The sequence below is a fragment of the Pedobacter chitinilyticus genome (assembly GCF_003313385.1).
GTDB classification, from domain to species: Bacteria; Bacteroidota; Bacteroidia; order Sphingobacteriales; family Sphingobacteriaceae; genus Pedobacter; species Pedobacter chitinilyticus.
In genome coordinates, this window is record NZ_QMHN01000006.1 from 301,241 (window position 1) to 316,036 (window position 14,796).

Here is a 14,796-nt window from a genome sequence, read left to right on the forward strand (position 1 = left end):
TAGCCCATTTCAATACAATAAGGGCACTTTTACACCATGAACAGCAAATCCTATGTTTTGTTTGGCGCATATTTTAAACATCATCGTTTCGTAACATTCACTTCACCTAACAGCTTTACCTTTGCACATCATTCCCATAGGATATAAATCCAACATTCCCAGTCATGTACAAATTATCGTTATTAGCCGCCATTGCGATTTTGCAAATCCAATTTCAGGAAACGAATCCAAAACATAAATTACTTCAACGCAAAATACATATAACTGTTCACCAGGCCGAGACTTTAGAAAGTGTAGTTTTGCGCATTTACACAGAAACGCGCACCAATATTGATTTCAGTAGTGCTTTATTGGCACCCTACCACGCAAAAGCCGCAGACTACAAAGGAATTAGTTTAGGAATTATTTTGAAAGAACAGTTAAAAGACACCCCAATTAAATACCGCATTAGAGGCAATACCTTAACCTTATATGCTGAAAACAGCAATCCCTAAAACGATTAGAAAAATTAGAATTAGCCTTGCGAAGCCTTCACATCTTCATAAGTTGGGCCATATAAACCTGGCGGTTTGTTACCCGTAGCACGAAGATATACCACCATTTCGCCCCTATGGTGATAAATATGGCTAAACAAGAAACTACGCACCACGATGGCCTTAGGCATTGGCCCAAGCACCGTCCGTTCACCCACTTTCATGGTCCATGCCCGTTGCAAGCTTTCGTCCGTTGCTGCTTTCATGGCCGCTCTGGCTTTCTCTACATTTTGTTCAAAAAGCGCTAGCGTTGCTTCAATATCACCTGGTTCGCCTCGCTCTAAGCTATCAGCCGCCATGTCATAAACTTCCTTTTCAAAAACACCTACGTACCAATAATAAATGGTAGCAATGTGCTGGGCCAATTCGCCCATTGTCCAAGAAACTGGCGAAGGCTTATAAGCAATATCTTTTGATGGGATAGACTGTAGCAGTTTTCGAGTGCCTGCCACTTCATGTTCAAACTCAGCAATAAGGGCTTCTAACATCATGATATTCGTTTAAATAAGCGTAAAACGCAAAGATTTAGACCATTACCTCCTATTAAATTTAAAATATAAGAAGTGCTAGCTCCCGATACAATAAATTACGGTAATTACCACTAGCAGTAAAAACAAGATTCTTGAAAGATCTCCTTGATATTCCCTAGTATCCATACAGTTGGCTTTGAAACTAAACATACCAACGCTTCTTTTTGTTTTTAAGTATCGGAAACGATCAGGAGTGATGATCTACAATAGTGAGCCAGGTTATTTTTTAAAATTGTTGCTGATGAAAAGTAATTGATACTTGATGGCGTCGGACCAATACTGCCAGTTGTGCGCCCCTGGATTAGTCATAAAAGTATGTGGAATATTCTGATAGGCTAACTTTTCATGCAATTGAACATTTACCTTGTAGAAAAAATCCTCGGTTCCACATTGAATAAACAATGCCAAGGAATTGGGCGTAAGCAAATGTGTAAGGTTAATGACCGAGCGGCTTTCCCATTGATCAGGCTTTGCCGCATAGGTGCCAATACGTTTGGCAATGTCCCAATTGTTCGGGAATGGGCGTAAATCCACGCCACCACTCATACTGCCCGCCACACTAAATACATCCTGATGTTTAAAGGCCAAATAAAGCGCCCCATGGCCACCCATACTTAAGCCCGTAATGGCTCGTGCTTTTTTATCAGCAATGGTTTTATATTTTCCATCTATCCATTTTACAAGCTCTGTAGCCACATAGGTTTCATACTTGTTCTCGGGCTGCTCAGGACTATCAAAATACCAACTGCTAAAATTACCGTCTGGACAAACAATCATCAGTTGATACTGGTCAGCCAGGTCTTTAATGGCAGGCACTTTTTTAATCCAATCGGCATAATTGCCCGAGTAGCCGTGCAACAGATAAACTACAGGGAACCGATTTCCATCTTTATAGCTCGCAGGAGTAACTACCACCGCTTTGATTTCCTTCTTCATGGAAGCACTATAAGTTTTAACCGTATCCACATCGGCAGCAAAAGTGTTTAGTGCCGATAGCAATAGCAACATGCTCAATATTTTTTTCATCTGATCTGCTGGTCTGTTATGAGATAATTCTTTACGTTTTAAATCGCTTTTGAAGATAGCTATTTGCTCGGAATTATGGAGAATTTGCTAGCAAAATGAGCTGCTCTCAGCTTTGCCTACTTTTTCCCTTAGCTTAATTTCGCACTACTTCAATCCATCAAATTCAACCAACTCGTATTCAGGCGAACTTTCTAGCAACTGCCGAAGAATGGAACCATGACCGTTTCCGAACAATACCAAAATCCTATCCGCTGGACCTTCAGTAATTTCCTGAAGATTCCTGAAAATCCGCAGATTTCTACTATACCAATTGATAGAAAGCGCATCAGCACCTCTTTTATCTTCCAATTTGAAATCCCCTACAAGGTAAGCCCCGTGACTAGCCGCATGGTAGCTTCGAGCATTGATATGTTTGAAATAACTCAACAAGTCCAATTTCGAACGCAGCTTGTCGTCGCTAACGTACCAAGCCTTATACATTTTACTAAAAGGATCATCGCTTTGATAATCATAATCCTTAAATAGCTTTTTAAAATAAGTGGAATCCAATGTCATGAGTTGGGAAACCATCGAATCGTCATCAATGGCATAGATCGTATCCAAATTCAATTCACTGGCAATCCTCAATCCCAACTGATAACGTTCGTCACGCTTATCCCGATGTGCGCCTTCTTTGTATTGCCTCAACTTTTCTGTTGCTTTCCATTGTGGAAAGGCTTCAATAGCAATTTTAGTAGGTTTAAATTTTTTGATATAGTTAACCAGTTCCGTCACTTCTGGTTTTCTGGATTCTGAAAGGACGTCTACTTTGTCGCTATTGGAGGTCACATGGGCATCCAATCCTGGATAGTGAAAATGAAAGGCCCCCACAAATAGCACCTTGGTTCGCTCTTTTGGAAAAAATGAAGCGGGAGTTGATCCTTCCGCTTTTTTCTGGCCAAAAGCCAAAGCGGTGTTTAATAAAAATAATAACGACAGCAACAGCTTTGCTAAATGAGTTTGGTTCATTGGAAAATCAATTTAAGGTTTACCACAAAGGACACCACCTGCACAGAAACGTTGCATTGGGGAAAAATGAAACCCTCACTCCTGCCCACATTTCCGCGGACGTAGCACCGACGGCAGACCGACGGTAGACCGACGGCAAACGAGCATGCCTCGACTATTGCGACAAAAACAGAAAACAACGCAAAATGCGTTCAAATGCGACAAAACCGCCAAGCCCAAAATGCTTTCTTCCCAAATTGCCTTCATCAAACACGCATTACCGGTAAATAAGCAGTGTAAATGGTAAAGATTATTCACATTAAAAAAGAAAGGAAAAAAATGGCAAAATCAGAAAACAATGAAGTGATGTTTGGTGCCCGCGGCAAAGTGGGTAACTTAGTGGTATTTAAAAATTTTGCGAACAACCAAACGGTGATTGCCAAAAGACCAAGAAGACCAGAAAATTTGGTGTATACGGAGAAACAAATCAAGGCTACGCAAAAATTTAGAGAAGGCGTGCTTTATGCAAAGGCCGTAATCAGCAATCCTGATCTGGTCGCCACCTATCAGCCTTTTGTTAAGCCAGGCACCTCAGTTTACAACCTAGCTTTGGCAGATTATTGCAAAGAGCCAGAAATTACCCTGGTGGATACCAGCACTTATCAAGGTCAAATTGGCGATCAGATTAAGGTTAAGGCCATCGACAATTTTAGGGTGACCGAAGTAAAAGTGAGCATTTTTGATGCCACCGATGTATTGATCGAGAGCGGCTTGGCCATGCTAAGTACCAACAACATCGATTGGATTTACGAAGCCACCACCTTAAATGGCAATTTGACAGGTACCAAAGTGACGGCAGAAGCTAAAGATACCCCTGGTCATATCAAGGCAGAAACCGTGATCATTTAACATCAAGCCCATCTCCCGAATAGTGTATTTGGGGATGGGCTTAAATTTACAAATGCGTGTACATGACGTGGAAAGATGAACCGATTGGATCGTTGATCAATACACCACCTCCATTGCGTATCATTAAAAAAGGCCCACCGAATATTCGATGGACCTTTCTTTCGTCTAACAGAGACTCATCATTAGAATAAGGTAAACTCTACACGGCGGTTTTGTTGACGGCCTGCAGCAGTTTTATTTGTTGCAATAGGTTGGTCAGGACCATATCCAGTAGCTTCAATTCTAGAGGCATTTGCACCTTGAGATACCAAGTAAGCTTTTACTGACTCTGCTCTTTCTTTTGATAAACGTAAGTTCAATTCTCTTGAACCAGTAATATCAGTATGACCAGCTAATTTTAAGCTAAAGTTCTTTTCAACCAATAATGCCGCTACTCTATTTAAGGTAGCATAAGATTTTGATCTGATGGTAGACTTACCTAAGTCAAACTCTAAGTTTTTAATGGCTTCATCAACTACTTTACGGTCAGCTTCAGTTACCACTACTTTGGTTTCTTTTACTACTTCTCTTTGTACTTTGATTGGACATCCAGAACCATCAACCACGGTGTTTGCAGGAGTTCCTGGGCATTTATCAAATTTGTTGGCTACACCATCATTGTCATCATCGCCCATATCTTTCGCATATTGATCCCTGTCACGTTGTGCATTTTGCTCGGCGGTAGATAATGCTCTTCTCAATGCTTCACTTTCTTCTTTAGATTGGATACGAAGTGTTGCCAATGAACTGTGGTTTTGCAATTGTGGTTTTGATTTGCTACCCAAAGCAAATTCTAAACCTGCATGTGCATAAGTGAATTTGTCGTTGGTTGCGCGATTAACCCCATCAAAAGTTGATGATTTCACGAAATTAACATCGTAACCCAAATCTAGGTTAATGCCTTTGGCTACACCAAGTTTGAAACCAATACCTGTAGGGATATACCATCTTTGGTCGTAACCTTGATAATTGCTAGTACTACCTGCATAAGTAGTGGCGTTAGATGACATGTAACCAGCACCTGCTTTTACATAAGGGATCAATACGGCATTTTCGTTATTGATGTTGATGTTGGCGATGTTATATACCGCAGTTACGGCACCAGACCATTCTATTCGGCTCTCATAACCTGATCCAGTCAAATAAGTTGGATTGCCATTGGCGTCAGTAGCACCAGTCCATGCTCTTAAGCCTTGAACTTTACCCGCTAAAAACTCCGCTTGGATACCTAAAGAAGGCAAAAGCTGTTTTTTAATGTAACCACCATAACCTAAGCTTTCTTTGGTGGTTTGGAAATCTCTAAACTTTCCATCGAACAATGTTCTCGGACTGGTTACCCCAGCGTGTACTCCTATTGACCAAGTACGAAATGGTTGTGTAGAAAAACGTGTTCCTTCTGTAGATGATGACATCTCTTGTGCCATCACTGAACCTGAAATACCTACCAAGGCTATTAAAAGTGCAGATTTTGTAATTTTTAGTTTCATATATTTAATTTCATAGACTGGGAATTGCCCCATCGGCCAGTTAGGAGGGAAAATAGTGCCAAAGGAAACTAAAAACTACACAAAAAACATCTAATCAGCAAGTTAGCATGTTTTAAAAATTAATTTTAGAGAGGGAAAATTGTCCTGAAAAGTGTACAGATTTAGGATTTGATAGTTTATGGTTTCATCCACTTTGCTTAAAAATCCTATCTTACTAAATGTTAAGACAGGCAAAGATTAAAAGTCTATGAGATAACGTCGGTTAATTTATTTGCTGTTTATTTTTTTATATTAGAAATGAATTTTATTAAAGAAAATCAATATTGATATGGCTATAAACTAAATAAATATTACTTTATGGGAATACCTGAAATATGCATCACATTTATCGCCGCTCTTGTTGGTGTTGCCTATCCAATATTACTCGAAGTAGTATCAAGGCTTGATGAAAAATATGGCTCATTGGTTATTGTAAACCTCTTCAAAGAAGAAATTGAATGGAAGCTGTTTAGACTAATGCTTTTCACCTCGCTTTTCTGTGTACTGGTATATATAGTCCTTAACGTACCTTATTTGGCAATCACAACAAATATATGCTTCACAAATATGTTTATTTCTGCCTTTATCATTTCTACAACTGTATTGATTATAGTGTTTCTCTTTTTTGTAAAAAAGATAATAATCTATTATTCTACCAATCAAGTTCTCCAATATTTTAATCAACAGAAGGATAATGAGGACCACATTTATTTTCAGGCAACTTCAGATATTCTTAACTTATCTATAAAAAAACAGGACACCGTAACAGCAAAAACTGCTTCGGAATTCATCTACAAAAACTTTCGGAACATTCGTGTCTTAAATTCTGGCATTCAGGTTCAATATCCAAATGCTTATTATCAAGCGGTCCACAAGATTATTCAAGAGCTTATCTATTCAAGAGATGAACGCTTCATCTATCTGGAACACAGAACTATAGGAGGTGTATGGTATCTAGGAGAACATGAAAGAGCTAAAATCCACGAAGACACTTTCGGCTGGCTATGGCACGGCTTGGTATTGGCAGTCAAACACGATAGAGATGACATGGTAATGCATTACTGGAGTGTAGCCCACCAGTATTTTATGTATGAACTAAGTTCTATCCATCCGAACCATGTAAGGATGAATGAGCAGTTTGTAGTTCAGAACGCACAAGAAGTAGATGATAGAGAAGAAGAACGATCACGCTTTCTGGAATTCAATTATGCATTAGGGGGACTACTTATGTACAGAGGCCGCCACAAATGTCTAAAGAGAATATTCGAATATACCACAAGTTTACCCCCATCTTATGATCTCTTACCACTATGGATGAATGAGGTGTTCCAGCTTTATTTTAAGTTTAGAGATCCTTATGACTATAACTTTCCCTTCATCAATAACCGATACTATTTTCCAGAAGTAGAAGGTATTCAAGGTGAGAATGCAGTCAAATTCTGGATATGTAAATATGCCGCACTATTGTTCATTCGACAGTACAGTATCATCCCGTATCTTTCATTCATGGAACCATTAAGATACCCTTTCATACCAGAAAAACAGAACGAAAAAAGGCTATGGATTGAGAACCTTGACCATTTTAAAACATTGATCGAAAACATTCTAAATGATGGGGCATTACTAAACGATGTTGGATTTGGCTATATAAACAGCCAGTGGTTTATTGACGAAGGCAAAACCTCACCTCAAGATTTTATTGAGAACTTAAAACAAGAAGTTTCCCAAGCATACGACAACACAGAGCTAAACCAGCCAATATCTGATGCCAAAAGACAATCCTTTATTGATGGGACCAAGAACATATTATCGAAAGTAATCAATGAGTACAAATCAAAACTAAACTCTGAGATTGAGGAAGAATACAAAAGCTGGTTTGTTCCTAGTATCAATATGGTTTCCGAAAAGAGTGCTTTCTCTGATAACCAAGACGTACACCATACTAACTATGATACATTTCTGGCGGCAGAACAAGCCAATCGCATCAGTATGTCTGTCTCAGAAACATTCCATTTGAAGTATACTGAAAGATTCCTATTAAAGACTCCAGACCTTTTTAAGGCTTTAGACCGCCTAGCTCTAGACCCCAAAAAATTTGTCATCGTCAATTTTGGTATTGAATTAAATTACCAAATAAACTATGAAAAAATAGATGGGTTAACGGCAACTCAATACAAATCTTTGGAAATCATAACATTTGACAACTTCAATAGAGCTATGATGAATCCAACATTTTTTGTTCTTGAAAAACGACATCTTCCCGCATTAGTTTGTAAACAGATTGCCCAAGATCAGCTTCAAAAATATAGTTTGACAGAAATAGATGAAGAACTACATATTTATGCATCCGTAATAGATCTCAACCTAAATGACGACCTAAGAAATGAATTGGAAGCTGAAGACATATATCCTAATCTGAGAAAATCGGCATTACTATATATTGGAACACCTATTGAGATACGATGGGCCAAGAATATCAAAATGCTTGCTTTATCGCAATTTTCCGAATTCCGTAATCGTGGAGTTGCAAATGATGCTGGCGATGTCACATTTAAAGAGGAATAGACTAACCCATTATAGGTTTAGACACAAACTTGCAGCGATTTTACTCAAAACTGGCCGCAAGAATATTTATGATTCATGCAACATCAACATCTTCGATTTCTCTTATCTAAAGTGATTAATAATGTGGAAAATAAATTACAGGTCGAATATTTTTTAGTTTAGTCTATTCTATGTTAAATTGCAGAATTAAAACAAGTTTAACCATCTAATAACATTCTCATTGGCAATATCATTATCAGAATTCGTCAAATTTTATCCCTTAAGGGCAAGCAGCTTAGGATGGCTCTTCGGGGCTGGGAGTTCGGTGTCTGCTGGAGTTCCCTCGGCATACGATCTTACTTGGGACTTCAAAAGAAGAATATATTGTGCTGAACAATCTTATCCTTTGCATTTATTTAGCAATCTAACTGACAAAGGAATCAGGGAACAGATCCAAAACTATTTTGATTCCCAAGGAAATTGTCCTGCTTTTGATAGTCCCGAAGAATACTCGTATTATTTTGAACGAGCATTTTCATCTCCCAGAGATAGGAGCGACTATATCGCTAAACAGACTTCGGGAATGCAGCTGACCTATGGCCATAAGGTCATAGGTATATTAATGAAAAATAGCTACATCAATTTAATATTCACCACGAATTTTGATAAGGCATTCGAAAATGTTGCAAGTTCCAATTTTCAAAAACTAGAAAGTTGGTATGCGGCAGATTTAGATGGCGGCGATAATGGCATTAAGTTTTTTCAAAACGGAAAGCGTCCACTTATCGTTAAACTTCACGGTGATTATTTTTCAGACAAAATTAAAAACACTACGGAAGAACTTCAAAGCCAAGACAAAAAACTGAGAGATATTCTATCAATCTCCCTAGATACCAACGGGCTTTGCGTAATGGGATACAGCGGCAGAGATAAGTCGATTATAGATATCCTACAGGAATCTTTAATAAAAACCAACTCCTTTTCGAACGGTCTTTTTTGGTTTATAAGATCGGGAAGCCAACCGTTGCCAGAAGTTCAATCGCTGATAGATGCGGCAAAAAAGCACGGAAAGCAAGCTGAAATTATTGAAATAGAAACCTTCGATACAGCTTGGGCAGATATCATCAAGGGTTTTGATAATATTTCACATGAGGATTTCGAGAACCTTAACCAACATTACCATAGAATAAATAACCAACCACTACCAGACGTCGGTAAAAAATACCCATTACTCAGACTGAACGCAATTCCTATTTTAGAATATCCAGCAACTGCGAGGTTATACAAGTGTAATGCTGGAAATACTAAAGAGGTTACGGAAAACATCTTAAAAAGTGGCAGCAAAATATTGGCGATTAGAAAACAGAGTGGGGTTGTAGGCTTTGGGCCCGATGAAGATTTTAAAAATACTTTTAAAGACTACGGAGACTATGATACCGGACTATTCCAGATAACCGAAAAGGATCTGATGTATGATGACTCCGCAATGAAAGGATTGATTACAGCATGCTTGCAGAAGGCACTTATAGACAATAAACCTCTTAGATCATCGAAGCGTCGTAATCGTCATTTTATTTTTCCAGACCCCAAAAAGCTATCCGACCCTATTTTTGATTCTCTTAAATCAACATTGACAACTATATCTGGTACCGTACCTAGATCAAAGCTAACTTGGGTTATCGCATTGGAAGTAAATATTCAATATGTATTGTCCAAACCTTTGCTTGTACTTACACCAACTGTCATAGCATCCAAAGCATCGGAGCGTTCGGAAAGTAAGCTGGTCGCTCCATTTGTAAAAGAATTTATGGCTAAGTGGTACAATCAAAAATATGACACTATTTTAAACAGTTGGCTAGATGTCCTATTTGGAACAAATAAAGAAATAACTATTACTGCGTACCAAAGACCAATCGGAGGCGTTAACGCTTCTTTCACACTCTCACGAACCACAGCGTTCACTAGAATAAACTAAAATGGAATTTCCTGCATATCAAGTCATACCAGAACCTAAACTTAGCTTCGAAGCTTTATCAAATACACAAGACATCCATCCGCTGCGAGGGCTGAAATCCTTTAATCCATATTCCAGCAAATTAAATCCCATCGGAAAAATTAGAGTAGCGGCAATCTATCCAGAGGGCTCTTATAACATACTTGAAAATCTGGTCCGCGAACTTCATTCGGTACATACACCTAAAGAACGGACAGCCTACTTGGAAGAATTTACTGGAGTAGAGGCCATATTCAAAACAAAAGTTGAACTGATCCCTGAGAACCTTTCCATCTCTTTAAGAACAGATAATATGTTTAAAGATGGTGTCGAGCCTTATATCTCATTAAGCGAAGCAATTAGTGCCGCTATTAGAGAAATGGCTAAACGGATTTTGGAATATGACGTCCTTGTTATCTATTTGCCAGAATATTGGTCTGCAGGATTTGATGATTTGAACACAGGCTTTGACTTGCATGACTTTATTAAAGCGACAACAGCGATGCAAAATGTCGCTAGCCAGATTTTGCGGGAGAGTAGTGCAATAAAATATAAGTGTAGATGTAGTGTGATGTGGAGACTATCCATCGCATTGTATGTAAAAGCGGGCGGGATACCTTGGAAGCTCTCGTCAATCGACCAAAACTCCGCTTTTATAGGCCTCAGTTATGCCACAAGACTCAATCCAAACACCAATCAATTTGATTTTACAACCTGTTGCAGTCAGGTTTTTGATGCTGATGGAACTGGATTGGAATTTGTAGCCTATGATGCGGCTGAAATCGAAACGAGGGTAGGTGAAAACCCGTTCTTATCCAGGGCAGAAATGAGAAAACTAATGTCGAGAAGCCTAGAGCTATACCAACGAAAACATGCCGGTAGAAGGCCTGAAAGGCTGATTGTTCATAAAACCACTCATTTTACAAAAAGTGAGATTGATGGAGCTTTCGATGCCATACCTGGCAATATCAATTTAGAGTTGTTACAAATAGTTCAAGATACCAATTGGAGAGGAATTCATTACATTGACAAATCAGGGACAAAGTGCGCTGACAACTTTCCTTTGAACAGAGGCACATACTTTCAAATAGGTCCGCAGGAAGTGCTCCTTTGGACACAGGGAAATGTGGTGCTCAACAACAAGAACTTTTTCAAGGAGGGCAAGAACATCCCATCTCCCATTTTAATTAGACGTTTTGCTGGTGATGGTGGTTGGAATAGAAATTGCCAAGCGATATTAGGTCTGACTAAAATGAATTGGAATCACGATGCTTTATACGATCGCTTGCCAGTCACATTGGGATACGCTCAATCACTGGCTACTACCATTAAAAGAATGAATAAGCTTATAAATAAACCATATGAATTCAGGTATTTTATGTAACTATTTTTATCGGTAATTACAACGCTATAGCTGTTAAATATATCTTGATATCTAATACTTAATAGAGAATAACAGCTCTACATTCCCTCTCTAGCGCAAGCTTTTCCTTTTACCTATCATAACTATTAAATTATTTTTTAAACCCAAGCACCGTTATGCTAATGCCTGCGCTAGAAGGGGGATATTTGAATGATATATATGACAACATTTTCCTACTTTTCTATCCAATCCCTAAACGTGGCTGTTTGGCTTTGGCTAGTTTTAAGGTAGCTTTCATAGCCTATCAATTTAATGGCAAGCGTATTTTTATTGTAGCGTTCTATTTTTTCGATGTAAGGTTTGTGAATAAGCTCGCTCCTGTTGATACGGAAAAATACGGAGGGATCGAGCTGCTCCTCTATTTGCTTTAACGTAGCTTCGCTCAGCAAATGCTCTTTTCCTTTATGGTCATAAGCCACTACCATACCTTCATTGGCTTCAAAGAACAGGATATTTTCAGTTTCTATAAAATAAATTCCTTGGCGGGTATTGATGGCAAAACGTTTTTTCCAAGACTGACCAGGAAAATTCTCCCTAATTAGCTTTGTCAAATTAGTGATCATAGCTTGCTCTGATGAAGCAGCACTTTTAAGCATCTTAAATTTATGCCAAGCCTTTAAAAAGCGATCCTTGTTAAAGGGCTTCAGGAGGTAATCGATCCCATTGCCCTCAAAAGCATCCATCCAAAATTGGTCATAAGCGGTCGTAAAAATGATTGGACACTTCACTGGAACTTGCCCGTAAATCTCAAAAGCATTGCCGTCCAATAATTCGATATCGGAGAAAATAAGATCGGGCTGATTAGTCCTTAGGAAATCAATCGATGCCTGAACCGTAGCTGTTTCAGCCACAATTTCGACAGGCGAATCCAGTTCTTCAATCAATCGCCTCAATTTTTTTCTCGCTGGAATTTCGTCTTCTATGATCAGTATTTTCATCATTTGCTTTGTTTGAGTATGATGGGAAGGTGTAGCGAGAATGCCGTATCATCTTGATGAATTTCAATAGGTATATCCGACAATAACTGATATTGCTCCTTCAGATTTTTCAATGCCCGCCCAGAGGTTGCCTTTTTATTTCGCTTTAAATTGATATTGTTTACCACAGTAATGTTCTTGCCTATGGTGATTTTAATAAAAACTGGATTTTCGTCCGTTCCCAAATTATGCTGAACCGCATTTTCTATTAACAGTTGCAAGGTAAGCGGAACGATAAAACCACTTTCATTTTCAGATTCGACAGTTAATTGGTACGCATTCCCATATTTATGCTGAATAAGGTTGAAGTATTGCTGGGCAAAATCAATTTCCTGGGCAATAGTTACCAATTCTTTGTCGGTAGAATGCAGTACATACCGATAGATTTCAGCAAATTCATTTAGAAAATCAGAGGCTTTCTGCTTGTCCTCCTCAATCAGTTGATCCAATACATTGAGGTTGTTGAACAAAAAATGTGGATTGAGCTGTGTTTTGAGTTGGCTGATTTTACTTTCAGCTAAGGCTTCGTTATAAACAAGCAGCTTTTGTTGGTATACTTTATTGTTATGATAATAGTAATAGGTTAAAAAAAAGCTCCCGTAAATAATGCCATCTAACAAATGTGAAAACAGCGAAATTGCCAAAGTGTGCGAATTGAAATTTCGTTCTACATGATCAAAAGCCAGCGCAATAAGTAAGCCGATCAATTGCATTGAAAGCACGAATACGAGCACAGAAGCAACAAAAACCTTCAGCATCGACAGGGTATTAAACACACCCCCTTTTTGCCATTTTCGGATAAAGAAAACAATAATCAAAAACAAGATACCTGCACCAATCAGCTGGGCTAAAGCGGCCTCTGGCGTAAAGGTGTAAATGTTAATTTGCTGTCTTACCGCAATACGTGTATAAATAGACTGTACATAAGCAAACAGCAAAATAAAAAGCAGAAAGTAGCGGTTTTGAGATATTTTGCTAACGAGTTTTTTCATTGAGATATGCACCTGCAATTTACAAAAAATAGCACGGTAAAAAATAGCACTATTTCAGCCTGGCAACCGCCTAACCTGTGGTCTAAGCGGAAGCTACGCTGTAAAATAAATTCAGGACGAGGACCGATGGAATGAGGTGACTGCTATTTTTAATTTTTCTGCTCTGGAAAAGAAGCAATGGTATTACCTTTATCGTCGAAAAAATCGAGCTTTGCTTTGTTTGCTTTGTCTACATAGAACATCGCTTTCGGCATTCCCTTATCATCGAAAAGAAACAGTCCGTTGTTCTGGTTTCTAGACTTTCCTAGCATTACACGAGGAACACCCCCAACTAAGCCTTGATTTTCATACCATTTGTATTTTTCCTGCATCAGTTTTGGATCTTTTTTACGAAGTTCTTCCAGCTCCTTCATAATTTCCATTGTTTTCAGCTGCGATTCTTTACTTGGGCGGTCGTTGAATGCCAGAGTACTACTCACAAACCGTTGGTCACCTTGTGCCACATCTTGGGTAAGCAACTGCATCACCTGATCACCATCGTACTGGTCGTAAGTAAGCGAAAGCCCGGCAGCATGCCCATTTGCGGTTTTCTTTCCATCGTAGATAAAGCCACCAGCTTCAATGCCATCCTCGTTAAAGAACAACATTCCCGAACGCTTTTTACGGTCGGCATTGGTAGGTTTATGGTTAATCTGATCTGTGCCGTTCGGAAAACGCGCTACATTGGTAATCACCATTTTTACGGTGCCGTCATTTTCTACAATGTTGATGCGTTCAACATCGATTTCCGTAAAACGCTGGTTGCCTATTTTTTTAAATGCTGAAGTGGTCAATATTGTTACACCAATGGCCGTAGCTACAGCAAATGTTCTGAGAAAGGTAAGTTCTTTATTCATCTTTTCAATTTTATAGTTTGATGAATCAAAACTATGTTATCAGCATTCCTGGTTCAACACAAAAACAATAAACGCAGGAAAAAATCAATTGAACTAAGGAAAAAGAAGATTGAGCAATGTAACTGTAAAGGAAAAAACAGTATCACACCATACACTCTTTTAATGACCGTACTAAGTGCACATCATCGCACCTGATTAGAAAAGTAGCCCCTCTCTGGCGCAACCTTCTGCTTGGGCCTATACTAACAATTTAACATTAAGCAATTTTTCAAACCCAAGCACCACTATGCTAATGCTTGCGCTAGAAGGGACGATGGCCCATAAATAACCTTTTGGATATGAACTGACCACTCTAGAAAAGACCGAAGATTGCCTAGATTGCCTGTGATCAGGAATTTCATTAATTACCAAGGCAGATAGC

At 38.8% G+C, this 14,796-nt stretch carries 12 protein-coding genes; 5 read left to right on the forward strand and 7 right to left on the reverse strand.

Features of this window, described 5'->3' with window-relative positions:
- Window positions 1-164 precede the first annotated feature (164 nt).
- Window positions 165-494, forward strand: a complete 330-nt coding sequence (locus tag DUT70_RS18250) for a hypothetical protein (protein ID WP_113648798.1) — start codon at window positions 165-167, stop codon at window positions 492-494.
- 20 nt (window positions 495-514) lie between these two features.
- Here DUT70_RS18250 and DUT70_RS18255 read toward each other — a convergent pair whose 3' ends face one another.
- From DUT70_RS18255 to DUT70_RS18265, 3 genes are all read right to left on the reverse strand, one after another.
- A complete protein-coding gene (locus tag DUT70_RS18255) occupies window positions 515-1,024 on the reverse strand; it encodes a DinB family protein (protein ID WP_113648799.1) in 510 nt (169 codons plus the stop codon).
- Between the two features lie 258 nt (window positions 1,025-1,282).
- Window positions 1,283-2,089 carry an alpha/beta hydrolase gene (locus DUT70_RS18260; protein WP_113648800.1) on the reverse strand — a complete coding sequence of 269 codons (807 nt, stop codon included), beginning with the start codon at window positions 2,087-2,089 and terminating at the stop codon, window positions 1,283-1,285.
- Window positions 2,090-2,233: 144 nt separating this feature from the next.
- The gene (locus DUT70_RS18265) at window positions 2,234-3,097 is read right to left on the reverse strand and encodes a DUF5694 domain-containing protein (RefSeq protein ID WP_113648801.1); all 864 of its coding nucleotides are present in this window, start codon (window positions 3,095-3,097) and stop codon (window positions 2,234-2,236) included.
- A gap of 318 nt (window positions 3,098-3,415) precedes the next feature.
- Between DUT70_RS18265 and DUT70_RS18270 the strand changes: the two genes are divergently transcribed.
- Window positions 3,416-3,985, forward strand: a complete 570-nt coding sequence (locus tag DUT70_RS18270; RefSeq protein ID WP_128353394.1) for a hypothetical protein — start codon at window positions 3,416-3,418, stop codon at window positions 3,983-3,985.
- A 182-nt stretch (window positions 3,986-4,167) separates the two neighbouring features.
- Here the strand turns inward: DUT70_RS18270 and DUT70_RS18275 are convergent, their stop codons facing one another.
- Window positions 4,168-5,511 (reverse strand): OmpA family protein, encoded by a 1,344-nt coding sequence (locus tag DUT70_RS18275; RefSeq protein ID WP_113648846.1) that lies wholly within the window; start codon window positions 5,509-5,511, stop codon window positions 4,168-4,170.
- A 357-nt stretch (window positions 5,512-5,868) separates the two neighbouring features.
- Between DUT70_RS18275 and DUT70_RS18280 the strand changes: the two genes are divergently transcribed.
- The 3 genes from DUT70_RS18280 (at window position 5,869) to DUT70_RS18290 (ending at window position 11,471) form a co-directional block, all read left to right on the forward strand.
- Window positions 5,869-8,115 carry a hypothetical protein gene (locus DUT70_RS18280; RefSeq protein ID WP_113648803.1) on the forward strand — a complete coding sequence of 749 codons (2,247 nt, stop codon included), beginning with the start codon at window positions 5,869-5,871 and terminating at the stop codon, window positions 8,113-8,115.
- Window positions 8,116-8,335: 220 nt separating this feature from the next.
- Entirely contained in the window at window positions 8,336-10,069 is a 1,734-nt protein-coding gene (locus DUT70_RS18285; protein WP_113648804.1) for an SIR2 family protein, read from the forward strand.
- Between the two features lies 1 nt (window position 10,070).
- Entirely contained in the window at window positions 10,071-11,471 is a 1,401-nt protein-coding gene (locus tag DUT70_RS18290; RefSeq protein ID WP_113648805.1) for an argonaute/piwi family protein, read from the forward strand.
- A gap of 212 nt (window positions 11,472-11,683) precedes the next feature.
- On the opposite strand, the gene DUT70_RS18295 is transcribed toward DUT70_RS18290, so the two are convergent.
- From DUT70_RS18295 to DUT70_RS18305, 3 genes are all read right to left on the reverse strand, one after another.
- Window positions 11,684-12,451 carry a LytR/AlgR family response regulator transcription factor gene (locus DUT70_RS18295; protein WP_113648806.1) on the reverse strand — a complete coding sequence of 256 codons (768 nt, stop codon included), beginning with the start codon at window positions 12,449-12,451 and terminating at the stop codon, window positions 11,684-11,686.
- Window positions 12,448-13,479: a sensor histidine kinase gene (locus tag DUT70_RS18300; RefSeq protein WP_113648807.1), complete on the reverse strand. Its 1,032-nt coding sequence runs from the start codon at window positions 13,477-13,479 to the stop codon at window positions 12,448-12,450. The genes DUT70_RS18295 and DUT70_RS18300 overlap by 4 nt, the downstream gene beginning before the upstream one ends.
- A 149-nt stretch (window positions 13,480-13,628) precedes the next feature.
- A complete protein-coding gene (locus DUT70_RS18305) occupies window positions 13,629-14,375 on the reverse strand; it encodes a hypothetical protein (protein WP_113648808.1) in 747 nt (248 codons plus the stop codon).
- Between the last annotated feature and the right edge of the window lie 421 nt (window positions 14,376-14,796).